The organism is Bifidobacterium sp. VU/mBH4 (B4) (assembly GCF_058199535.1).
Window position 1 is genome coordinate 1 of the sequence record NZ_JBVPQJ010000001.1, and the last position, 23,284, is coordinate 23,284.

Sequence of the window (23,284 nt, forward strand, 5' to 3'; positions counted from 1 at the left end):
GCCGGCATCCCCTGGTTCACCACCGACATGGGCGGCTTCCACGACGGGGACATCGAAGACCCCCAATTCAAAGAACTATTCATCCGCTGGTCTCAATTTTCCTGCTTCCTCCCTGTCATGCGGAACCACGGCAACCGCAGTCTTTCCCACCCACATGCCGATGACCCATCACTTGCCGCCTTGGATGCTCCGCATGAACGGCTTTTGAAAGAGGAGGGGGAGTTCAAGGAGGTCGTCAGGGCCCAGGATGGTTCACCACGGTTCTATTCTGGCGCTGATAACGAGCCATGGTCCATGGGTAAGGAGGTTGAGGCCATTCTCGTAAAGTACATCACCATTCGAAATAAGATGCGCCCCTACCTCCGTGAGCTATTTGACCAGGCCCACAAAGATGGCGACCCTATCGTACGGGGTCTCTTCTATGAGTTCCCTCAAGATCACAGGGCTGCCAGATTGAGCGATGAGTATATGTTTGGACCGGATATATTGGTGGCTCCTGTGGTTCAGGCTGGGGCTCGTTCTAGAGAAGTCTATCTTCCGGGCGGGGAAGAGACCATATGGGAGAATCTCTCTGACGGCCAGATTTACCATGGTGGTGCATGGCAGACGGTTGAAGCCCCCTTGGACGTTATACCCCTCTTCGCGCGTCAGGGCAGAGGCCAGGGATTAAGAAAGGCTATACAGGAGGCTTCCGACTGAGCCCTTCTTGTCCTGTAGGGCACCGTCGGGCCTAAGAATTCGACGGTGCCTCCTCTGCTCGAATGGTGGAGATGTGTTCTGTGAATATGAGGCGGCACTTTTCTTTATCGTTGTTTTATGGCAATGATGCCCAACCTAAGTGATCAGTTGGCTGCGTCTTCCTCCAAGATGGGCCTAAATGGCCCAACAGATATCAAGTTCTTCCGTTTGTCGTCATCATCCTGCTTCAGGTCGGGGCAAGTCCTTGGCTTTCAGATTTCATAACACACCCATTAGTGGAGTAATTTTCTTAGTCGGGTGATAGCTAATTTCACGAGTACCACGATTCCGCTGACATACATGAATCACTTCACTCAGGGCCCCGGTAGGGGGTTGACCGAGATATGCAGGTCCGAGGGCGCCAGCCAGGGTTAATTGCCATGGCCGAATTGCCATCCTATCTGAGATCGTTAAGATGGGATGGCAATTCGGCAGACGTTTGGCTGAAAGGTACAGTCTACAAATCTGCATGCAACCAGACGCTCATCGCTCCTTCGGCGCGATTAGCCCAGGCATAATAGGGGATCAGCGTCATTGTTGACTTTTGGCTGCCTATCGATTCTTGGGCTGAATCATACGATTCGTATAAATTCGGCGAGGTATTCTCCTGTAGTTCACATGGCACTTTTAGGGTCATAACACCGCCCAGTAGATCTTTCTGATACTTGGTTTCCACTTCGTTGCTCGGCGAGCGCAGGGCTTCATGGGTGATGCGATACCTATGGAGCGGTTGGTCATTGTCAACGCCTTCGGCGCAGAAAACCTGGGGGCCGCGCATGAACGCCACCTTGTAGGAGTCTGCTCGAACAGTTGATGAGGCAACCATAGCCTTGGGCTCCATATCCAATGTGAGTGACATTGATACATGATTATCATCAGGTCCGATTTCTATGAATACGAAGCCTTGATATGGCTTTGTCGTGACAGGCTGACTGTCCCTCACGACGGTATAGTGCTTCTGCGACCAGGACGGTATGCGTATTGCAAAGGAGAACTGGGCTTTCTCTGGGTTGTCAATTTCGAATCTGATCTCTCCTGTTCGAGGGAAGTCGCTTTGCTGGTCGATGACGATTCCGTGGTCAAACTTTGTCCGGTTGGCTATAAATTGATGGGAATAAATGATATCCATGCCGTTGTGACGATCGACAACATAGATGTATTTATCAATAGAGGCAACTAATCGGGCGATGTTCGATGGGCAACAGGCACAGCCGAACCATTCAGCACGATGTGTGAGCACATGAGCATAGTCGGGGTTGGATCTTGATGCTTCGGGATCTGCATCAAGAGGGTTGACATAGAAGAAATGCGAGCCATCCAGGGACATCCCACTGATAGCTCCGTTAAACAGCTCCTTTTCTAGGATATCGGCGTATTCACTGCGTTGATCAATCTGAAGCATCCTGCGGGCGAACATCGCCATAGCCACTGAGGCGCAAGATTCTCCGTACATCGTCCCATTGGGCAGGTCGTAATCGTAAGTGAAGGCTTCCCCCTGGTGTGTGGAACCCACTTGGCCAGTGATATACATCCGGCGATGGACGATATCTGTCCAGAGTTTTTGAGCCTCTTGAATCAGTGATGTGTCATTCGTTAGCCGACCTGCCATGGCTGCCCCAATGCACAGATAAATTAGCCTTACGGCATGACCGTTGGCGGATTCCTGCTGAGTGAAGGGCTTGTCTATCTGGTAATAGGCATGATCGAATCGGTTGTCATCAAGCACTGGGATTCCACTGGGGCCTTGACGGAATTGCTGGTCTAAGAAGTCCGGATTTTGCCCACGTTCATGAATGAAGAATGAGGCCAGTCGCAAATACCGCCTCTCGCCGGTCACTTCGTAAAGACGAGGAAGAGCTATTTCAATCTCAGGATGCCCATCTACTCCATGTATTTTGCCGTCTTCTGGGCCGAAATGTGCATCAATGCAATCTGCCATGCCACGTGCAATGAGCAAGGCTTTTTCGTTGCCTGTGCTTCTGTAGTAGGCTGTAGCAGCTTCGATGTAGTGCCCCATTGTATAGAGCTCATGTGATTGGCGGAGTCTGTGGAATCGCTCCTTTGGCGCGTCAATTTGGAAAAGAGTGACCAAGTATCCATCTTTGTCTTGAGCCATACTGATCAGATCAATGAGTCGGTCTGCCAGGGTGCGCAGATCCTTATCGTACCGATATTGAAGAGTGTAGGCGACAGCTTCCAGCCATTTGTAGAGATCCGAGTCCTGGAATTGGTATCCCGTGTGATGTCCTGATTTGAGCCCCGCCGCAATTTCAAGGTTACGTAGGGTATGGCCTCTCGGGGGTTCTGACATTTGTCCCGACGAAGGGTCCTTAGGAGTGCTGTATTGCCTTTCGTCGGCCATGACCGACCACTGATAGGGCAGAACTTTTTCCGCGATCAGTTGTCGATAATTGTTCCAGAATTCCGAGGTGATTTCAACTGAAATATTGTTGGAGATTGACATGACTTTCCTTGTGTGTTGAGCGACGGATGCTTTGCTTCCTGAGGACTTTTATCCCTTGACAGCACCGGACATGAACCCTCGCACATAGTATTTCTGCAGGGCGAGGAAGAGAAATGCGCAAGGAATCATCAGGACTACAACACCTGCCTCGGTTATGCCATAGTCTATGGCGCCCAAGGCTTGGGAACGCATGTTGACCATGGCAAGAGGCAACGGTGCGTTCTCTGAACCGACCAGGTAGAGGGGAATCATGAAGTTGTTCCAAGCTTCGAGGAAGGCTAGGAGCCCAACTGTGATCATGGACGGGAGGACGGACGGGACAAGTATGCGAACCAGGGCCGTGAAAGAATTGCAACCATCGCATAGGGCCGCTTCCTCCAGAGATTTCGGAACCGTATTGAAGGCGATGCGCATGATGAATGTACCCATGGGCAATTGGAAAAGTGTCAGAACCAGCCCTACTCCGACCAGGGAGTCATTCAGGCCGATGTTCTTGAACCAAACCATCATAGGAATCAGCAAGGAAGCATAAGGCACCATCAGTATGCTGAGTGTCACCATGAACCCCAGATTTCTTCCAGGATAACGGAAGCGGCTGAACGAATACCCAGCCAAGGTACAAACGACAACTGAGAAAACTACGGCAATGACAGTAACGATCACCGAATTCAGAACATAATGCAGTAGACCTTCCTGGTAATGGGCCAGTTTGAGGTAGTTGGCAAATCCCCATCCTGAGGATTGCGATGATCCTGGTTGTGGAGACACGGAACAGACCACCACCCAGACCAGAGGCGCTAAGAAGATCAGAGCGAGTATGGCCTGAAGTATCCGTGCCGTGTACGTTTTCCATCGAGGTGTAGACATAACCTGCTTCTTTCAGTCGTTATCATCGCGCATGCCGCGCAACTGAATGGAATTCAATACAATCAGGGCCATCAACACACATAGCGACAGGGCAGCGGCCATGCCTAGGTCCTTCTTAGATTCAAAGGCGAAGCTGTAAATGAGCTGTACAACGGTCAAGGTGGAGTTGTTGGGTCCTCCGCGTGTGATGATGAAAAATTGGTCGAATGCAAGGATTGATCCTGTTACGCAGTAGACCAAACACATGATGATGGTTGGTCGCATCAAAGGCAGGGTTATCGACGTGAAGATACGCAGAGGGCTTGCCCCATCCATCCTGGCCGCTTCATACAAGTCACCGGGTATCGCCTGTAGACCGATCATCATGAGGAGCATGTAGTATCCGGAGAAACGCCACACGATTACGACAATTGTCGCCCACATTGCGCTGCGCCCTGTGGCAAGGACCGAGTCGCCCGGATTCATGAGTCCCAGGAAACTGAGGATGCCGCTTACTGGGCCGACCTGTGGAGAGTACATTGCGTAGAAAAGAAGTGACGCGGAGGCCAGACCTGTGGCGCTAGGCAAAAGGAAGCAGGTTCGGAGAATGCTGTTCCACCGGCTTGATTCCTGCACGATCAAAGCCAATCCCAATCCCAAGGCCAGGAGGATCACAGTCACGATGACCGTGTACTCGAGAGTGAAAACAATGGATTGGCCGAGTAATGGATGCTGGAATACCTTGATGAAGTTGTCAGGGAAGTTGAATCCCCGGCTTCCGCTCATTAGGCCCCAGCGTGAACATGCCATGACGACCAGGAGAAGGCATGGGATAAAGAGCAGGGTGACTATGAACACCCAATCAGGGAGTGCGTAGAGCCATCCTCGTCTAGTCTCGGCCTTTTCGACATCAGTCAAGCCATGATTTTTGGATCTTTTGCCGCGTGCCGGATTCCGCGTATTTTGACCGGCCATTGTGTTTCCTTTCATGGATGCAGATAGAATGCGCATATACGAGTGGGGTATTGCAGACGCTTTTAGCTGTGGATTAAGCGATTTCAATGAGCTTCAAGGTATGAGCAATGGCAAGGTACCCTACTGTTTTCAACTTCGCAGGGCACCTTACCAAAGAGTCGACGGATGAGTATGCCAATCACTGACTGAGGACAGCCGTTATCGCCTTATTGTCGGCTTCGAGCTTTGAGGCATCTCCCCATATTTGATTCTGCAGAAGAATCTGCCATGGTGATCCGGAAGCGTTGAATGCTTCATTGAAATGTGGAGAGACTGGTGTGCGGCCATTTGCTAGAGTGCTGTTCTCGATCTGTATCCGCGGATCTGATTGGCTGTACCCATTTTTGAGCACTTTCAGATTTGCGGCCGTGTCACCTTTGTCAGCGAAGGCACCTTGCTGCGCCTTTTCTCCTGTCAGCCACTTGAGGAAGTTCCATGCCTGGTCGGTCTTCTTTGAATCCTTGCTGATGCCTATGGCATCTCCGCCTAAGAAAGTCGATCCTTTGCCTTCCTTGGTGCCTGGGATAGGAGCGACGCCAAAGTGGAATCCGCCATTCTGCTCGTTCTTTATCAGGGAAGCAATGGCAGTACCGGAGTATGGCATGACGCCAATCTTGCCGTTGAGGAAGGGGGTCGTCCACGTTGAACAGTTCTCTTCCTTGGAGCCTGCGCCGATTCCATTTTTAGTCTCTGCCAGGTCTCTGTATGCTTCATACACCTTCTTAGCGGAGGGGCCATCTAGCAAGGATTTGGTACCTTCCTTATTCATGACTTGGTCTCCGCTGGCCCAAACCATGGGGAAGAGCATAAAGATATCGGCTCCTCCGCATTGGCCGCCGACATAGGTTCCGGCAACCCCCTCATGGTCAAGCGCGGCAACCGCCTTGGCTTGTTGCTGGAATTCCTGAATTGTTGCAGGTCCCTTCTCGGGATCCAAGCCTGCCTGTTTATAGAGATCTTTGTTCCAAACCATGACTGAAACATCGGTGAAGAAAGGCAATGTATAGTTTCGGTTTTCCACCGTACCTGCGTCGATATGCCCCTGTTGCAGGTCTTTAAGATTGCTTAGGCCCTTGATCTGCTTGGTTATGTCAGAGAAAATCCCCTCAGAAGCCCAGTATGGTATCCTCACCACGTCTCCTGACAGAAGATCTGGCAGAGAATCCGTCTGGGAAGAGCTACCTACTTTTCCCTCCATATCTTCACTGGGCACAAGCTTGAGTTTGACGGAGTTCTTATGGGACTTGTTGTACAGGTTGACCACGTTCTTAGCCTGTGATTCCTTATCAGAGCGAACCCAAAGGACCAGTTCGGTTCCATCGTCGGTTCCGTCCGCCGTGATGTTTTTTGTGTTGGCTTCGCTGCTGCTGCCGCAGGCGGCGAGTTGGCCGATGCAGAGCACAGAAGCCATCAGGCCAAGACATAAGCGCTTTGTGATTGATGTTGGTGTACGAGGATTTACCATATTGGCCTCCAATGCCCGGAACTCTTCTTCGAGCGGTTTCCTGTATGTACATTCCGGTTTGAATAGACGATTTTTTAGTAGACTAAAAGCTCAATCTGTTCAAACCTTTTCACAATATATAACATCAGTAAAAACATGTCAATTTGGAGTTTCTATTTTTCGTTGTGAAATAAATGAACTCACTATTTTCACTAGTAGTAAACTTGTTTGAGATTAGCGGCTTCGGCATGTATCCAGGGGGCAATATGGAAAAGGGCTCAAGAAAAAAATCTGCAAGACTAGTGGATGTAGCGGAGCGGGCTGGGGTTTCTGTGGCCACCGCTTCAAAAGCCCTTCATGATAATCCACGTGTGAGTGCACGAACCAGGAATCATGTCCAGAGGATCGCCAGTGAGTTGGCCTATACCCCTAATAAACTTGCCCAGTCGCTGGTCAGCGGGCTTACGGGAACTGTCGGACTGGTTACCTCGGATATGCAAGGCCGGTTCTCGACTCAGATTCTGATCGGTGCCGAGAATACCCTTGAGGCCGAGTCCTTCTCGGTTCTCCTGACCAACGCTCGGGGCGATCCGTCCTTGGAGGCTTTGCATGTCAGGAAATTGCTTTCCTTGAAAGTCGACGGTTTCATTCTGATGGGAAGAGAGACTGACCCCCGTGCATCATGGGGTTCTGATTTGAATGTACCCTTGGTGTACGCTTATGCTCCCTCTACAGATCCGAACGATGCTTCAATCACGTGCGATAACGTTGATGCCGGGAAAATGGCCGTCAACCATCTCATTTCCTGTGGCCGCCACAAAATTGCCATAATTGGTGGGGATGGAACCTTCGCAGCATCACAGGACCGGACCAAGGGCTCTATGACTGCACTCAAAGAAGCTGGCCTGAGGCCAGCGGGTCCTGTTCGATTCGGTCAGTGGGACGGCTCTTGGGGAAGGGGGGCCACTAGGTTGTTGCTCGATCAGGATGTCGATTTTGATGCGGTTGTGTGTCAGAATGACCAGATAGCGCGGGGTTGCATTGACGTGTTGAAGGAGCGCGGGATTCGGGTTCCCGAAGATGTCGCGGTTGTCGGACATGACAATTGGAGCGAGTTGGTTGACATTTCCCGTCCAGAACTTACCAGCATTGACAATAACGCCATTGAAATCGGCAGTCAGGCTGCACAGATGCTTCTGGATGCCATAGGGGGTAAGCCCCACCATGGCATCCGCTATCTGCCTTGTCGTCTTATACAGCGGGGATCGACGGTGCTGCTTGATTAGCATTTATGGTCAGTAATACCGGTGGGGATACCTGTGTCAGGCGTCTTCAATGGCGGCGGAGTAAGGCACATAGATAGTGCAATACACTTTCTTGCTTTTCAGGTGTTACTCCAGCAACCGTGTTTGGCAAGTGTCAATCTAGCCTTTCTTCCGACATTGTGATGCACAAGGCTGTTGCAATCGTTCTGTGTAATGTCTGAATATCTTGTGGATAGTCGAATTATGGGTTTAGGGATCAAATTTTATAAGGCATAAGAGGGTGGATTGTTGGATGTTCTAGCTGAATCCAGTAGGTAGGCACTGCGAATGAGCCATATTATGAAAGTCCTTTCAACGCCATATCGGAATCCGAGCCGCTCTGCTTACGCCAACGAAGTTCATCTGCCTTCATTCGCCATGTTGAGCATAGGGCATCAGCGATCAGGAAGGCTCATGTCATTACCGGATAAGCAGGCTTAATTGTTGAGTTTGAGGAAAGCGTCACGCATGCCACCGTCCATGGCATCGTCAAAGACGGCTGATTTCGTCGCTGACATCGGCATCTATTGAAATGAACAGATTGCGTCCGAATGATGGATATCGGTTGGGTGTTCGCATCCTGGTGCTCTAGCATCATGGCCATGGAGAAAACGACATCACTGAAGCCTTGGTTGCCCAAGGGTGCCTTCTTCTATGTCGATGCCCGATGGCGTTGATGTTTTAGCCGGTTCTTCTTCTGATTCCTCTATTTGCCTCGGTGTTTGAGGTTGCTCTTGTATTATCTGCGGACATGCTGCCATAGGAAATCCATATCCATGGCGTACTGACTCGGCATCAGGTGGGGTTTCGCTGTCGTTTCAAGCCGAGCATTTGACCTAGGAAGTCCCCTAATGACTATCAACGTAACTATGGAATCTCACAGGTTTTCCAGCGACCTCGATGCTCTGGCCATCTACAGGCGGCTGTGCATCAGATATCGGGAGGATCAGCTCTTCCTCCTGGAGTCTCTGAGTGGCCCCGACAAGGACCGGAAGCGCTCAGTTATCGGGTTCGAGCCGATGCTGACCCTGAGCGTGACGGACCATGTCATGACCATCGATCCTTTGGACAATGCTCAGCTGACTGGGATGCTGGAGCCCTTTGGCCCGATTGAGCAGGGAGTGGTCCATCTTCCGGTCTCCGGCATCCAGGAAGTCTTTGCAGTGCTGAGGCGGCTGGAATCCTCCTTCGCCATCAGCGGCGACCACGAAGGCCCCTTCGGAATGGGCTGGTTCGGCTACTTCGGGTATGACACCATCTTCATGATCGAGGATCTGGAGGAGCGCATACCAAGGGACGCGGCCTTGCCGGTCATCTCGTTGACTCTTTATCGGGGAATCATCACCTTGGATCTGAAGGCTGGCGGCTACTGCGCCACTTTGATTTATGCCGAAGAGGGTTCGGCCGAGTGCGGCATTCCAGAGGGCGGGGAAAATCTGCGAGAGCGCGGATCTTCTACACGGTCTGGTGCACAGATCCAGAATGCGGCAATTGAAAGCGGCGGGCACGGTCATGGATTCGTGTCGTTGGAAGAGGTGGTGGAGCTGCTCAAATCCGACGTATTGTCGGAGCAATCTTCTGAATCGCATGCTGACCATGGTGGCATACAGGATGGCATAGGGCCGGACTATCCATATAAGGCCCACGACACGATTGACCGGGACCTCTTCTATCGGTGGTTTGCCAAGGGCAAGGAGCACATAGCCCAGGGAGATGTGTACCAGCTCCAGCTCGGGCATGAGATTCAGGTGGACTCCAGGATTCCACCCTTCCAGGTCTACCAGCGGTTGCGTCTGCAGGATCCGTCCCCCTATATGTATTACTTCGTGACTCCCCAAGGGGTGCATGTCATCGGCGCCAGCCCCGAGCTCTTCATCGGACTGACCCCTGATGGTGACATAACCCTGAGGCCCATCGCAGGAACTGTCGGCAATCCCGGAGATGATGAGGCCCGCCAGGCGGCCATCAGGCAGCTGACCGGCGACCCCAAGGAACGGGCCGAACACCTGATGCTGGTGGATTTGGGGCGCAACGACGTAGCCAGGTGCTGCACACCCGAATCCTTGGAGGTGGACCGGCTGATGACCACCGAGGTTTACTCCCACGTCATTCATATGGTCTCGGATGTGGTCGGTCGAATCCGGCCTGGCCTGGACAAGTACGACGTCTTCTCGGCCGCCTTCCCTGCCGGCACCATGACAGGAACCCCCAAGGTGCGCGCCGTGGAGATCATCGAGGAGACCGAGGTCGGTTCGCGCGGGGTATATGCCGGGGCGGTGGGCTTCCTCGGATTTGACGGCCAGGTCCTGACGGCGCTGTGCATAAGGACGGCCTCCTACCATTCGGGCAGGTACCACCTACGCGCCTCGGCCGGAATCGTCGAGGATTCTCAGCCGGAAAGCGAATGGCAGGAAACCATGAAGAAGATGAGTTCGGCCTATCTGGCCATCACCGGAAAGGAGCTGGCCCATGAGAGTCTTGCTGGTTGATGCCTTCGACAGTTTCGTCTATGTGGTCAAGAACTACGTGGACCTGTTGGGCGCCGATACGACCATTGTCCGGGTGAACCACCTTGCCGAGGTGGATCCACTCACCTTCGATGCGGTCATCCTGGGCCCTGGACCGGGCCATCCGGAGGACTGCGGCTACCTGGAGCTCCTTGACCGGGTTGCGGGACGGAAGCCGGTATTCGGCATCTGCCTGGGCATGCAGGCCATCGCAGTACATGCCGGAGCCCAGGTGGTCAGGGCCTCAAGCCGTCAGCACGGTAAGGTGAGCCGGATAAGAAACGACGGGAAGGGCTGCTTCACAGGGTTGCCCGACACCTTTGAGGTGACCAGGTACCATTCCCTGGTTGCCGATGAGACCTCGGTCGGGCAGGTCGCCGATCTGGAGATCAGTGCGCGCTCGCTTCTGGACGGGTATGTGATGGGCCTGAGACGGGCGCGATCGCTCATGGAGGGTGTCCAATTCCACCCCGAGAGCATCGGCAGCCAGTATGGTCACCAGGTGATTGGTAACTTCTTCCGGGAGTACTGCGGCTAATTTGACAGGGACTGTCTCATCAGAACCGGACCGGGTTGTTTTCCTTGCAATCTGCTATGCAACAAGCAAGTCCTGTGACCTGTCTGCGTAAGTCCAGCAAGATGCTGCAGCGGATTCAATTCGGCAGCCCGTGACCTGACACTCACACGGTCAGGGAAACTTGTGCGACCGCTCGCTGAACTCATAGGTCAGGGAAGACAGAGGTGGGTGGCCGCACGCGTGTGAGGTTCGGCGGTCAGGACATTTCGCTGCGGCCCTGGCGCCAATATCCCATGAAAGAGACGTTGCGCCGGTCCATTCCTCGGTCTCTGACCAGCATGCGCCTCAGTTCGCGGACAGTGGCTGCCTCTCCGGCGATCCAGGCGTACAGGTCGTCGGCATGAATGGAGGCATCGGCTTGGGCAGCATCGGCAGTCTCCCAGAGCAGCTCCTTATCGATATCGATCTCTGTAAATTCCTTAGGAGCTTCAGTGGCTGCGGTCGTAGGCGAATGGATCGGCAGGTTCTCCAGGAGGCTGCGCATGGCTTCGATAAGGGCATGCCCATGCCCGGATTCGTCGCAGGTCGTCCAAATGACGCGGATTCCTGCGTGCTCGGGCAGCGGAAGACGATCCTCTTCGGTCGGGACCTCGATCAATGCCACCCCGTCACCCTGCCAGTGGTCGCGGATCAGGCTGTCCATTATGGCCGCGATGGCTGGTACTGCCGTCTCGTCGCCTACCAGGAGAAGATGTCTGGATTGCCCCGGGTGAAAGTCCATCCCCGCAACCGGTCCTCCGGCTTGTGCATTCGGGCCGATAATAATGGCCTGGTCGCCAGGTTTGGCAGCCTCTGCGAAGGCTCCAGCCGGGCCGGCATGATCGTGGATGACGAAGTCCACATCGATTTGCTCGCTCTCGTGCCTGACCTTGCGAACCGTATAGGTGCGCAGGGGATTGCGGCGCTCTGCGGGTAGGGTCCTCCACTTTTGGTACCAGGCAAGCGGATCTTCGGGGGATGCTTCGAAGAATGAAGGGGCCGGAAGTGAACCGTCTGGGAGGGGCAAGAGGATTTTGATTCGTTCATCGTACCCAGCATCTGCAAAATTCTGTAAATCTGGTCCCTGAAAGACGATTCGTTTGAAATGGGGAGAGAGCGTCTCCGCTCTGGCTACGGTGACGCGGAAGGGGATCAAGGGTACAGGACGACTGGCTTGGTGTTCCATGGCTGGCTCTCTTTCGGTTGGGGTTTATGGGTTGACCTGGACGTCAAGTTGTCTGAGGACGGGACTCCGTTCAGGTTGTCACGGCTCGTGAGTCGGTGGTTTTGAGGCTTTCTGGTTGGGACGTTGGTGGTAGTGATGTGGAGAGCAGGACGAAGGGGTTTACGTCAAAGGTTTTACATCATTGGATTGTTTGATGTCGTCCTGCCGAGTCATTTCAGTGTACGTGCGCATTACGAGCCCCGCCAGAGTGGGCTTCGAGGCAATGGAGGGGCGCCGGGGTCATCAGCGGGGTGCCGGTTGACCTATCAGTTACCACGGTGGACGCGATGTCGAACACCTCCGTGACCAGGTTCTCGGTCATGACCTCGTCGGGAGCGCCCAAAGCGACCCTCCTGCCACCCTTGATGGCCAGGATCCAATCCGAATATCTGGCGGCCATGTTCAGGTCGTGGAGAACCATGACCACCGTGACGCCCTCCTGCCTGTTCAGGGTGCTCAGCAGGTCAAGCACCTCAAGCTGGTAGGCGATGTCGAGATAAGTGGTCGGCTCGTCAAGAAGGAGTATGTCGGTCTGCTGGGCGAGGGTCAGGGCAATCCAGGCGCGCTGGCGCTGGCCTCCGGACAGGCGGTCGATTGGACACCCCGCCATATCGGTCAGTCCGGTCAGGGCAAGGGCCCGTTCCACCGCCTTTTCGTCCTTGGTCGTCCACCGTTCGACGAAGTGGTGGTGGGGGTATCGGCCGCGAGCGACCAGGTCGGCGATGGTGATGCCGGCGGGGGCTGACGGGTTCTGTGGCAGCAGCCCCAGAATCGTTGCAACCTTGCGGGTGGGGATGCTGGTGATGGGCTCTCCATCCAGCATGACGGCCCCCGAGGCAGGTTTCAGTATCCTGGCCATGGCCTTGAGGAAGGTTGATTTTCCGCACCCGTTGGGTCCGATGATGGACCCCATCGTGTGTGGGGGTATATCCAGACTCAGGTCCTCGATGACCGTACGCCCGCCATAGGTGAGGCGAAGGTGCGAGGCGGTCAGCCTATGCGCGCTGCTCCATGAGTCGTGTGCCGGGGGTGACGTCATGATGTTCAGAGCTCCTGTCTGCGGGTCATGAGGACCATGATCAGGATGAGGACGGGGCCGCCCACAATGCTGGTGATAATGCCGACCGGCACCTGGGTTGTGGGCAGATGCTGGGCGACGATGTCCGACCCCAGAACCAGGCAACCCCCCACCAGGCCCGACTGGGCAAGGGCCGATGTTCCCCGACCAACCAGGACTGCGGCGATGGGGCCGGAGAGGAACGAAACAAAGGAGATGGGACCGGTGGTCGCCGTTGCGACGGCCAGGAGCAGCACACCCACGATGATCACCTCGAACTGGACACGGCTTACCCTGACTCCCAGTCCGGCGGCCATCTCCGGTCCCAACTGCAGTGTGCTGACATTCCTGTCGAGTGCCAACAGGAGCATGGCGCCGACCAGGGTTGTTGTTGCCAGTATGGGCAGATCGGTCCACTGGGCATCGGCCAGGCTGCCCGTCAACCATCGGGTAGCTGTCTGGATGTCCCATTGGCTGCTGCGAATCATCAGCCAGGAACCCAGAGCATTGAACCCTGCGGCCACTCCGATTCCGATCAGTATCAGCCGGGTCGGGTCGAACGAACCACGCCAGGCCAGGGCCATGACCAGGAGGGCTGTCAGGAGACCGCCCATGACCGCCAGGCAGGCCAGAGGCATGCCCGACAGGCCCAATACGACAATGCCGAAGATGGCGGCCATGTTGGCTCCGGCCGTGATGCCGATGATATCCGGGCTGGCCATCATGTTGCGCAGGAGATGCTGGAAACCAATCCCGGCCATACCGAATGCGATGCCGGCGACGCAGCCGATCAGCGTCCTGGACATACGGAGTTGGAGAATCACGAACCTGGTCCCCTCGTCCCCCTGCCCCAGGAGTGCTCCAATCAGGTCGTTCATGGAGTATGTGCGATGTCCCAGAGCCAGGTCGGACAGCGCGAGAGCAACCAGGAGTATCACAAGCAGCATGGTGACCGCCAGTGAGCGAACGGTATGGGTCCGTCGTATCCGTTGCAGGTCGGTCATCGCATCGTGCCTACGCGAATCATAGAGGGAACAAGCATCCATGCCTATACCTCCGCCGTTCTTCTGCGCCCGGCCAGAATCACGAATACGGGAGCCCCAATCAGTGCCGTGACGATGCCGACCTCCACATCGGATGGACGGGTGATCATCCTGCCCACCACGTCGGCGCCGACCACCAGGAGGGGTCCGATAAGGATGCTCAAGGCCATGATTCGCCTGTAGTCGGGTCCTATGAGCAGTCGTGCCACATGGGGGACCACCAGTCCGACGAAGCCAATCGGACCCGCCAGTGCCGTGCAGGAGGCGCAGAGGAGTATCGCCGCAAGCCAGGCCAGGCTGCGGACACGTCCGACGTGCATACCCAGTCCTTCGGCCATCTGATCACCCAGGGTCAAGGCGTTGATTCCGGGCGTCAGGCAGAAGGCGAGTATCAGTCCAAGAGCGAGAAGAGGCAGGACCGGCATCATGAGGTCGAACCGGGCGCCCGAGATTCCGCCCACCTGCCAGAAGCGATATGAGCTGATGACATTGACGCGCGGCAGAAGGATGGCGGAGGTAAGAGACCCCAGTACCGAACTGATCACGACACCGGCCAGGGTCAGCCGTAGCGGAGATGGACCGGATGGTCCCAGAGAGCCTATTCCCCAGACGACCAGTGCGGTCGTCGCACTGCCTAGCAGTCCCACCCAGACATACTGGGCCGGGGTCGATAGGGAGAAGAAGGCTATGGAGCAGACAATCGCCAGGGCCGCCCCCGTATTGAACCCCAGAATCGACGGGTCCGCCAGTGGATTGCGTGATATGCCCTGCATCAGGGTCCCGGCCACCCCGAGCCCGGCACCGACCAGGAGGCCGAGGACGGTGCGGGGGATTCTCAGGCGGATGGCCGAGACCGCGATGTCATCCGAGGAGGCGGACAGGGCGTGGAGGATGTCGGAAGGGCTGACGGAGCGGGAGCCGAAAACCAGGGACAGGGCGCAGACCATGACCAGGCAGACCGCCAGAATCAGACCGGACAGGACCACGGGCCCGTTTCCGTTGCGATGCATGGCTGTCCGCCGGGTGCCTGGGTGCGAAGTCACTCCCGACCGCATATATGCGCCACCTCCCCCTCTTTCATCCCCTTACCTGCGGCCTGATCAGACCTTGGCGGCAGCCTCGCCCAGAAGTTGCGCGTAGGTGTTGGTCGTCTTTTGGATGGACAGGGCCGAGGGGTCAAGGGCATTGGCCATCTCGCCGTCACTGTCGATGACCACGACGGATCCGCGCTCAACTGCGGGAATCTTGGAGAGGAGGGGGTCCTTGCGCATCGCTTCAAGCAGGTCCGGGGTGCCGTAGGTAACGATGATGTCGACATCCTTGTACCTGTCGGCATGCTCGGAGGAGATCTCCTTGTAGAAGTTCTTGGTGCTCTTGGAGTCCTCCTTGATGGACTCCGGAGTCTCCATACCGAGGTCGTTCAGGAACTGAGGCCGGGCGTCGGAGGTGGTGTAGACGCTGAACTTGGAGAGCTTGGAGGCATCGAAATACATCACTGCCGCGGTCTTGCCCTTGATGGCCGGTTGGGTCTCTCCGGCCTTTGAGATGCGCTTCTCCAGGTCGGCTATCAGCTGCTTGCCCTTTTCGGGTTCTCCGATGGCTTTGGCTGTGGACGTGATGACCTTGCGCCAGGGGTCGCCCCAGGCAACCTCTTGATAGGCGATTGTTGGCGCAATCTTGCTCAAGGTGTCATACTGCTTCTTGGTCATGCCGGAGAGCAGGCCGATGATCAGATCGGGTTTGGACGCGGCGATGGCCTCGACATCGATGCCGTCCGATTCGTCATGCAGCTTGGGCATATCCGCCTTGGCCACATGCATTTCATCCAGGGCATCCTTGGTCCAGGGCAGATACCCTCCATCCACGGTCTTGCCGAAGGAGTTCTTCTGGATGCTGACCGGCACGACCCCCAAGGCGATGAGGTTGTCGGGAGTGGCCCATCCGACGGTGGCGATGCGCTTGGGCTTGGCAGGTATCGAGGTGGTGCCGTAAACATGATCGATCTTGACGGGGAAGGAGCCCTGCCCTCCCGAAGCTTCTGAATGGCTGGACTGGCCTGCCTGCGGGCCCGATCCGCAGGCGCCCAGGAAGAAGAGGGCGCTTGCCAGCACCAGGATGACTGCGATAGCGCGCTTGAATCGAGCGAGGGAAAGGAGTGGTCGAATGTGCATGTGGTTCCTTTGATCGTGCTGTCGAATTGGCATGGTGCACCAGAGCCAGGTACCAGATGTAGCATCGGCGCGACGGGAAGAAAAGAGTTGATTTCCCTGGTTGCGTGTGTTAAACGGAGCATATGCCGACCATAGTGTCTTTGTGATCAAGGGCATGGGTAACCTAATGAATTCAGTGTTCTTTGCTGCTCAGTAGCTGATCTCCAACCACTACAGTGTGGCGTAGATAAGAGCCAATGGATCCCACGGAGGTTTCAAGTGAACATCATTGGAAAAGGTGCTCGACAGGGGGTGGATGATTCCCGGCGAGCACCGTCGTATATCAAGGTCTTTCAGGGAGGCTAGTACTTAATTTTGTCCGAGATCCATAAAACGCTCAAAGACGGATGCAAGCTTATCAATGTCTCTGCTCTGACAAGATTTTATCCTTGATGGAAAGGCTGTATGTGCTTGAATGACATACAAAGTAAACAACCATCCAGTTCCGCCTCTGCTGCTGTTCCTTCGCCCGAATATCCGACATCGTCATCACCCCATGTATCATTCTTCTTTGAATATTTTTTTGAAGATCAACTGTGTCATTATTTCATCGAGTTGTTTCGCTGTGCGCTCTGATTCAATCAGTGTTCCAAGTTCGATGTTTCCTTCTTGCCCGTGGTAGGACAGATTTGCCGATGTAATCAAAGTCTGTTTCATATCCGTAGAAATGACTTTGGCGTGCAAAGCTGCCATCTTATCTTCCTCATTGCTGTAGTCGTAGATTTTAAGGAAGTGACCCTTGTGCCGAAGCAATTTGTCTGCTTCTGGTTGTTCCGCGATGTTGTTAATGAAGAACTTGACGAAAATTCCTTTCAGGCTTTTGTCAATAATAGTGTCTGTAAGTTCCGAGAAATACGAGGAAAGCGCATATCCGGTAATCAGAATGTTTCTTTTCGCTCCTTCGATCAATGATCGGACAACGGTCATCGTCGGTTTTGCATGAATTCTGAACGACGGCGGTGCTGTCACGACAAGCGAGACCTTGTCAGTGCTTTCTGTGTTCAGAGCAGACTGGATTGTTTCAGCTATTTCCGTGCAATCTATAGGTGACAAGCTTGGATGTTGTCTGCGCAGGAGGTCTGTGGCATTGTCGGTACCATTGGCGGCATCTGCCCTTAGAGTGTTCAGAAGTATTTCTCTTTTTACATCTCCACCTGACACAACTCATTCACCAGCTCTCGAAAATATGAAGTCTCCTCCCTTTCCGAAAGGGGAACCACGAGTCCCCGGTCAAGCATGCGGTTACCATTCTCGCAAGCAGTTTCTGAAATCATGCAGCACGAATGGCATGTAGCTCCGTTTAAATTTTGTCCTGCTGGAAGCGTGTTCATGCACTCTGGATCGTTCGTGCATACCAAGGCTTCTTGGAATGCGTCCCGCATGAGGCTTGTCATCTGGTCTGCCGTACCGAGCTCCACAAGACCTCCTAGAGAACCTTCCTTGTCGGAACTTCCCGTGTAGAGCAGAACGCCTGCCATCTTATCGCCGAAGTAGATTCTTTCCCTGATTGCTGAAGAGGAGTAGCCCGACGACATGGCCATCTGCTTGATGAGAAGATGGGAAAAGGTATGCATGAGGACATAAACGGCATTGCGATTCGTTATTATCGTCCACCCCTTTGACTCACAGTATTTCCTATAGGAAACGGTATATTTTCCCGAAATTTCGTTGACTTCCGGTTCATCCAGCCACTTCGCAAGCGTTTGCCTGTTGAATTCGATGAAGATTCCTTCGCCGTTTACTTCCACAGCAGGAAGCCAGCGTTCATCCCTGCCTTTTGCTAGGTAGACGACATTCGGCTGTTCGTCCGCATCAGGATCGGGAGCATCAACTCGAGTGAAGCCAAGAAGGACCTGTACTTCACGCAGTCTTGTTATGCGAATGATCCGGTTGAAGTAGTGTTTGAAGTATTCGGGCAAAGCGTCTTCCTCTGCCTTGAAATGCTTCTTGTTAGACTGATAGGTAGGATCATCATGATGCGTTATGGCCTCATACTCCATCCGCTTGATTTCCGTGAACTCTTTGATATTATTCATGCGCCGCTCATAGGCTGCATTAAATTCCTCGCGTGAATAATCAGAAAAGTACTGTTCGTAAATCTGCTGAAGACCTTCTTCCTCGGTGCCTAGGAGTCTTACAGCCATCTTTTTTGCCTGTTCAATATCCCGAAGATGCTCGTCTATCAGGTTGTAAAGGGGGTTGATCCATGGCGGAATAGATATGGCACTTCTGGTCACAGCAAAGTACACGTTCGATGCGCCTCGTTGTGACGGGATGACTGGTTTCTCGCAATGTTCGTTTCCACTATGTGGTCGGAACGGGTGCATGCCGCAGCAAGACAGCCCCTCGAAGTTTCCGGCCTGCGTGGCCCCGCTCATGCTTCTGTGCATGCCGCAGGAGCACTTCACGCACATATCCGACAGCGTGGACGTATTTCCGGTGGAGTACATTCTCATTTTTCCTTCGCAATGAGTAACTCCGTGATGAACCCACCAGTTCCACGGGAAATCTGATATGTGCCCGTTTTCGCAGATTGTTATGAAACGGGCAGGATAAGCACGCCAGCCGCAGTCGGGGCAGCTAGCGCCATATCTCAGATATTTGTCAAGATCATTGTCGATACCCTCTCTTGCATCAAAAAGTCTCCCACATTTGATGTTGGAGCAAACATGCCAGTAAGGAAAAGTAACGACAGGTATGTCATGCGCGGAGGTAGTTCTCGGCATATAGAAGGCATCGACGTTCAGGTAGGATGCAAGCCGACCGTCTATTATCTTCTTTCCTTTGTCCCTCCAGTACGGGATATCAAGAATAGTCACAGAGTCTTTGACAGCATCTACAACTGATCCCGGTCCAAAAGTTGTAATGATCTGATTCGGGTGCAGTTCGCCAAGTTTGTTATTGTAGTATCCAGCCATATTAGTCCTCCGTGTAGTAGTACATATTTGCTGCGCTCTCCACATCGCGCATCGATCGTAAAGTAGGTTTTTCACTTTCGATATGAAGCTGTTCATATCCGTTCATAAGCCTGCTGTATTTTTCGGTTCCTAAAACGTAATAGCGAAGAGGCCTGTCATCCTGAGTTGCCTTTGACTTCCACCAATCGATGAATTGGTCAATTTCTTCATTCGTATCGGCTCTTGCTGATGGCTTGACGATCCTTATCCGGTCAAGAATCATCTTCTTCACAGCATTGATCTGATCCTGTGACAGAGAATTTATTGCCGCGGCATCCTTGTTGTCAGCCATTGCCGGGTATAGAAGTCTTATGGCGGAAATAACAAGTGCATGTAGAACACGATCACGTGCTCTTGCAGAGAACGGAGTGGCAGTTGTCCCTTCGACAAACCTGTAAAGCTGCGCATGGTAGCCAGTGAAGTTCTCGTAATGCGAAAGGTCCCGCGGACGGTATGCGTTATACAGCGTCACGACGAGTCCTGGGTAAGCACGCCCTATACGGCTTGTCGCTTGGATGTATTCGGAGTTCTGCTTTGGCTGGCCCGTAACGACCATAAGTCCAAGCCGGTCTACATCCATACCAGCTGCAATCATATTCGTTGCGAGGGCTGTGTCAATGCAATCCTTTGCGGTATAAAGCAGCTCAAGCTGGTTGAGTTTTTCTGGTATTTTCCATGACGACATTCGGGATGTTATCTCGTCATTCTTATTCAGAAAACGTCGTTTCTTGCAGTGGTAGCGTTTTTGAATTCGCTTGATTCTGTCAGGAATATCATCCTGCAGAAGTCGGACTGTGCCTCCAAGTTCTCTGATACTGTTGAAATATCCAATTAAGGTGTAGTAAGGATCAATGACGTCCTTGTACTTTTCTTGTAGGGAGAATGTGTAGGCTGCCTGCAGAATGATGGCATAAGTTCTCAGCAAGGCCGTCTTCATAGACTGCCCAGGAGCACAAATCCCGACATATTTCCGGAATGGATCTTCTTCGACCGGGATTTCACGTATAAAGAAGCTGTCGCCGATCTCGAAGCCATTCGGAGGAAATTGTTTCGTTGTATTTCTGGCGTACAAGCTTTTCGCCTGATTGTCTGCGTTTTTTATTGTTGCCGTGGAGACCACGTACTTTGGCTTGATTTCATCGTGTGTGCACATGTCTTCAATAATTGTTTCATAAGCACCATAGATAGTTCCAAGAGGCCCAGTGATTAGATGAAGCTCGTCCTGGATAATCAACTCGGGAGGAAGAAACGGTTTCACCGGCGTAATCTCTGCAGCAGGAAGACTAGCTGTCTTCCTGTGTTTCGGATGTTTTACACCAATCGCAATGTATCCATGGCGGCTGCACTTGCGGTCAACTCTTCCGAACAGAGCATTCGTGTTCACGTCCCACGGCAGCCTAGCGAACTTGTCGACTGTTGACAAGATGATAGTCGGACATTTTGCGTAGATTTCCTCGTCAACCAAATATACCGGAATCGAAATACGCTCTCCGGTCTTTGGATATTTATAGAACTTACAGTGCTTGTCCGAGCAATATATTTCTACGGATTTCTCTTCCGGCGAGATATAAAAATCGTCCTTTGTGAGAGGCATGCCACAGAGTGGGCAAGTAAGAAGCTGCTTGTAAAGTAGATTTTTCTGGCTTCGTGTCTCGTAAGATTCTACCGACTTTTCTTTCAAGTCTTCGAACTTGTTTGGAGTCACTCCACCTCCGACCCAGAAACCGATGCTGATTGGCTCCGATCCGTAACGGGGATAGCTTTTCTGTCTGACAAGCTCTGCGGCGACAACCATCCTTGTGATACGGTCGCGCTGCTGGGTCGTTAGCAGTCTGAGCGTGTAGCGCAAAATGATGGTCACGCCGCCGTCATGATTGTATTTGTCAGCATCAGAAGCTCTCAGACGCCTGTTGGCGATAGTGAAAGCCATGAGTCCGAGATAGGCCTCCGTCTTTCCGCCGCCGGTCGGGAAGTAGAGCAGGTCGACGATTTCCCGCTCAGGATCTTCCGGATGCACGATGCCCCTGAGATTCATCAGGATAAAGGCAATCTGGAACGGTCTCCAGGCGAACTCGTTCTTCGGGTTATTTGGATCGAGAAACTCTTCGAAATTGCATTCGATGCCTTTTCTATGCTTCTTCGCGTAGTTCTTGATGCTGTTCTGCATGAAAATCACGCTGTTCATGAAGCTGAACGCTTCAAAGGAGACCTCGTCAGTCTCAATGATCTGGATGCCGTCCCGGATTCTGCGCAGTGCATCCCGGCAGTGGTCGATGACGAGATTCCCAACCTGCCCTTGGAATTCCTGATCATTCATCCTTGGGCTGCTTTCCAGCGTTTCTTTAATCCAATTCTCGTATGAGTCGGCAAGCGTGTTCAGCTTGTGTAGAGTATCCGCCTTTTTACCCTTGGCCGCCATCTGCCAAGTCGAAAAATATTCAGATGAGAAGCCCTTGAGTGCAGCACTGACACCGGGATACTCATATTCTGGAATGAATGCAGATTCAACATAATTAGTTCGGCCGTTTTCAGTATTTCCCCATACGGCCGCGCAGCCTCTACCGCGTCCCATGATTGGTCGCTGTTCGAAGTAGAACTCATCAGTCGCAAGAACATTCCTGCAGATATGTTCGGCGATAAACACCGCCGAACCGTCCTCCGCATGAGCTTTGACTCCTACTTGGAACATCAGTCCCTCGATGTCGTTAGACGGATTGCTCCTCTTGTTCACAACATAGGCAGTAATGAGAGAATACCCGTCCTTCAGCAGAATGCGCGACACATGGACATGTACATTTGAATCTTGAACAAGCGGGTAGTCCTTTGTGCGGCCGAAGTCACTGAACTTTACTTGGACGGTTTCCTCCTCTGGAATCCTCTTGTAAACCGTGTGGCTGTGTTCCTTTCCATCCTTGTCGACGTTCTTTTCTGTTGATTTTGTATAGTCTCCCCACGTCACATCCAGACAGATGCAGTCGAGACTGCTTTCCACGTAGAAGCTGATGCCAATGGATGATGGCAGCTCGAATTTCGTGGTGGATATCGGCTCGTTGTCGTCACCCTTACCGGCAGTAAAGTCCTCGCCTTTGTCGTGATCAATGTCAGCTTCGATTTCCTGCTCGTTCTCGTCTGGCGCATTCTCATCACGTTGCGGTTCGAGCTTGCCGACAAGGTATGCGTAGCGCGGATTCTCATCCAGCTTTTCCTTCGAAGAACTTGGGCCGATCAGGTCAGTTCGGATTGCGTCTATGATTTTCTGCCGTACTTCGGCGTACTTGAATCTGTCAGCCATTAGTCCTCCTTTACGGAATGTGCTGTTCCGAGGGTGTATTTGCTGGTGTTCCCGGGATGAATATTGTCAGTGAAGATCGGCTGGTATTCCCATGTGGTTTGGTCCTGATTGGCTGTCGCTGCGAAGTGGCGCCACTGGACGCCTTCACACGCCTTGGAAGAAGTCTTCTTGTTATTAACTTCGTTGATTGCTCTGGCTTCGACCGTGTATTTCCCGGTCGTGGTTGCCAGGAGAAAGCTAGGGCTGTGCCATTGAGAAACTTTCCAGAACAAGCTGAGTTGATTCAACGGTGGCTTGATCAAGCCGAACACGTCCGGATCTTCCTCAAGGATGATGGAGAACAATCTCTCCGTTCTGGGTTTGCAATGGGTGTTGGAATAAAAAGGCGCGTAATTGTGACCAAGCGAGAATTGTTTAGAATCGTTGTTGCTGTTATTGATCGATCTCCAAGTAACAGTAACCACGAAACACGTTCTTGCAAAGATCTCATCCATAAGAACCCTTAGGTTAGAAGACCTCGTTATCGTCCAAGGCAATCCAGATGCTTCCATCGTCTGCTAGCAATTTATGCAATAGAGCGAGACAATCTTCCATCATAAATAACCAAATAATATGATACATCATCAT

At 53.1% G+C, this 23,284-nt stretch carries 17 protein-coding genes; 4 read left to right on the forward strand and 13 right to left on the reverse strand.

Annotated elements, in window-relative coordinates; translation table 11 throughout:
- Nucleotides 1-699, forward strand: a 699-nt coding sequence (locus AC0AII_RS00005; protein ID WP_490445661.1) for a TIM-barrel domain-containing protein, incomplete at its 5' end; no start/stop codon positions are given.
- A gap of 496 nt (nt 700-1,195) precedes the next feature.
- On the opposite strand, the gene AC0AII_RS00010 is transcribed toward AC0AII_RS00005, so the two are convergent.
- From AC0AII_RS00010 to AC0AII_RS00025, 4 genes are all read right to left on the reverse strand, one after another.
- On the reverse strand, nt 1,196-3,202 hold the full coding sequence (locus tag AC0AII_RS00010) for a glycoside hydrolase family 127 protein (RefSeq protein ID WP_490445662.1): 2,007 nt from the start codon (nt 3,200-3,202) through the stop codon (nt 1,196-1,198).
- 48 nt (nt 3,203-3,250) lie between these two features.
- Nucleotides 3,251-4,069 carry a carbohydrate ABC transporter permease gene (locus AC0AII_RS00015; protein ID WP_490445663.1) on the reverse strand — a complete coding sequence of 273 codons (819 nt, stop codon included), beginning with the start codon at nt 4,067-4,069 and terminating at the stop codon, nt 3,251-3,253.
- 12 nt (nt 4,070-4,081) lie between these two features.
- Nucleotides 4,082-5,023, reverse strand: a complete 942-nt coding sequence (locus AC0AII_RS00020; protein WP_313838584.1) for a carbohydrate ABC transporter permease — start codon at nt 5,021-5,023, stop codon at nt 4,082-4,084.
- A 178-nt stretch (nt 5,024-5,201) separates the two neighbouring features.
- Nucleotides 5,202-6,527 (reverse strand): ABC transporter substrate-binding protein, encoded by a 1,326-nt coding sequence (locus tag AC0AII_RS00025; RefSeq protein ID WP_490445664.1) that lies wholly within the window; start codon nt 6,525-6,527, stop codon nt 5,202-5,204.
- A 245-nt stretch (nt 6,528-6,772) separates the two neighbouring features.
- Between AC0AII_RS00025 and AC0AII_RS00030 the strand changes: the two genes are divergently transcribed.
- The 3 genes from AC0AII_RS00030 (at nt 6,773) to AC0AII_RS00040 (ending at nt 10,855) form a co-directional block, all read left to right on the forward strand.
- Nucleotides 6,773-7,792, forward strand: coding sequence for a LacI family DNA-binding transcriptional regulator (locus tag AC0AII_RS00030; protein ID WP_490446077.1), 1,020 nt, complete (start codon nt 6,773-6,775; stop codon nt 7,790-7,792).
- An 869-nt stretch (nt 7,793-8,661) separates the two neighbouring features.
- Nucleotides 8,662-10,299 carry an anthranilate synthase component I family protein gene (locus tag AC0AII_RS00035; RefSeq protein WP_490445665.1) on the forward strand — a complete coding sequence of 546 codons (1,638 nt, stop codon included), beginning with the start codon at nt 8,662-8,664 and terminating at the stop codon, nt 10,297-10,299.
- Nucleotides 10,280-10,855 (forward strand): anthranilate synthase component II, encoded by a 576-nt coding sequence (locus AC0AII_RS00040; RefSeq protein WP_490445666.1) that lies wholly within the window; start codon nt 10,280-10,282, stop codon nt 10,853-10,855. The genes AC0AII_RS00035 and AC0AII_RS00040 overlap by 20 nt, the downstream gene beginning before the upstream one ends.
- 235 nt (nt 10,856-11,090) lie before the next feature.
- Here the strand turns inward: AC0AII_RS00040 and AC0AII_RS00045 are convergent, their stop codons facing one another.
- From AC0AII_RS00045 to AC0AII_RS00085, 9 genes are all read right to left on the reverse strand, one after another.
- On the reverse strand, nt 11,091-12,059 hold the full coding sequence (locus tag AC0AII_RS00045) for a siderophore-interacting protein (protein WP_490445667.1): 969 nt from the start codon (nt 12,057-12,059) through the stop codon (nt 11,091-11,093).
- 214 nt (nt 12,060-12,273) lie between these two features.
- Nucleotides 12,274-13,137 carry an ABC transporter ATP-binding protein gene (locus AC0AII_RS00050; RefSeq protein WP_490445668.1) on the reverse strand — a complete coding sequence of 288 codons (864 nt, stop codon included), beginning with the start codon at nt 13,135-13,137 and terminating at the stop codon, nt 12,274-12,276.
- A 5-nt stretch (nt 13,138-13,142) separates the two neighbouring features.
- On the reverse strand, nt 13,143-14,201 hold the full coding sequence (locus tag AC0AII_RS00055; RefSeq protein ID WP_490445669.1) for a FecCD family ABC transporter permease: 1,059 nt from the start codon (nt 14,199-14,201) through the stop codon (nt 13,143-13,145).
- A 2-nt stretch (nt 14,202-14,203) separates the two neighbouring features.
- Nucleotides 14,204-15,253, reverse strand: coding sequence for a FecCD family ABC transporter permease (locus tag AC0AII_RS00060; RefSeq protein WP_490445670.1), 1,050 nt, complete (start codon nt 15,251-15,253; stop codon nt 14,204-14,206).
- A 45-nt stretch (nt 15,254-15,298) separates the two neighbouring features.
- Nucleotides 15,299-16,369, reverse strand: a complete 1,071-nt coding sequence (locus AC0AII_RS00065) for an iron-siderophore ABC transporter substrate-binding protein (protein ID WP_490445671.1) — start codon at nt 16,367-16,369, stop codon at nt 15,299-15,301.
- Nucleotides 16,370-16,909: 540 nt separating this feature from the next.
- Nucleotides 16,910-17,569, reverse strand: coding sequence for a phospholipase D-like domain-containing protein (locus AC0AII_RS00070; RefSeq protein WP_490445672.1), 660 nt, complete (start codon nt 17,567-17,569; stop codon nt 16,910-16,912).
- Nucleotides 17,551-19,326 carry a DrmB family protein gene (drmB, locus tag AC0AII_RS00075; RefSeq protein ID WP_490445673.1) on the reverse strand — a complete coding sequence of 592 codons (1,776 nt, stop codon included), beginning with the start codon at nt 19,324-19,326 and terminating at the stop codon, nt 17,551-17,553. Before drmB ends, AC0AII_RS00070 begins: the two co-directional genes overlap by 19 nt.
- Before the next feature lies 1 nt (nt 19,327).
- Nucleotides 19,328-22,657, reverse strand: coding sequence for a DISARM system helicase DrmA (drmA, locus tag AC0AII_RS00080; protein WP_490445674.1), 3,330 nt, complete (start codon nt 22,655-22,657; stop codon nt 19,328-19,330).
- Complete coding sequence (locus AC0AII_RS00085) at nt 22,657-23,151, reverse strand: hypothetical protein (protein WP_490445675.1); 495 nt, start codon at nt 23,149-23,151, stop codon at nt 22,657-22,659. Before AC0AII_RS00085 ends, drmA begins: the two co-directional genes overlap by 1 nt.
- Nucleotides 23,152-23,284: the final 133 nt, after the last annotated feature.

Bases quoted from the DNA above. Each gene is read 5' to 3' on its own strand.
- AC0AII_RS00010 (WP_490445662.1), bottom strand. From the start codon at position 3,202: ATGTCAATCTCCAACAATATTTCAGTTGAAATCACCTCGGAATTCTGG.
- AC0AII_RS00055 (WP_490445669.1), bottom strand. From the start codon at position 14,201: ATGGATGCTTGTTCCCTCTATGATTCGCGTAGGCACGATGCGATGACC.
- drmB (WP_490445673.1), bottom strand. From the start codon at position 19,326: ATGGCTGGATACTACAATAACAAACTTGGCGAACTGCACCCGAATCAG.
- AC0AII_RS00065 (WP_490445671.1), bottom strand. From the start codon at position 16,369: ATGCACATTCGACCACTCCTTTCCCTCGCTCGATTCAAGCGCGCTATC.
- AC0AII_RS00085 (WP_490445675.1), bottom strand. From the start codon at position 23,151: ATGGATGAGATCTTTGCAAGAACGTGTTTCGTGGTTACTGTTACTTGG.
- AC0AII_RS00020 (WP_313838584.1), bottom strand. From the start codon at position 5,023: ATGGCCGGTCAAAATACGCGGAATCCGGCACGCGGCAAAAGATCCAAA.
- AC0AII_RS00045 (WP_490445667.1), bottom strand. From the start codon at position 12,059: ATGGAACACCAAGCCAGTCGTCCTGTACCCTTGATCCCCTTCCGCGTC.
- AC0AII_RS00040 (WP_490445666.1), top strand. From the start codon at position 10,280: ATGAGAGTCTTGCTGGTTGATGCCTTCGACAGTTTCGTCTATGTGGTC.
- AC0AII_RS00015 (WP_490445663.1), bottom strand. From the start codon at position 4,069: ATGTCTACACCTCGATGGAAAACGTACACGGCACGGATACTTCAGGCC.
- AC0AII_RS00060 (WP_490445670.1), bottom strand. From the start codon at position 15,253: ATGCGGTCGGGAGTGACTTCGCACCCAGGCACCCGGCGGACAGCCATG.
- AC0AII_RS00030 (WP_490446077.1), top strand. From the start codon at position 6,773: ATGGAAAAGGGCTCAAGAAAAAAATCTGCAAGACTAGTGGATGTAGCG.
- drmA (WP_490445674.1), bottom strand. From the start codon at position 22,657: ATGGCTGACAGATTCAAGTACGCCGAAGTACGGCAGAAAATCATAGAC.
- AC0AII_RS00035 (WP_490445665.1), top strand. From the start codon at position 8,662: ATGACTATCAACGTAACTATGGAATCTCACAGGTTTTCCAGCGACCTC.
- AC0AII_RS00050 (WP_490445668.1), bottom strand. From the start codon at position 13,137: ATGACGTCACCCCCGGCACACGACTCATGGAGCAGCGCGCATAGGCTG.
- AC0AII_RS00025 (WP_490445664.1), bottom strand. From the start codon at position 6,527: ATGGTAAATCCTCGTACACCAACATCAATCACAAAGCGCTTATGTCTT.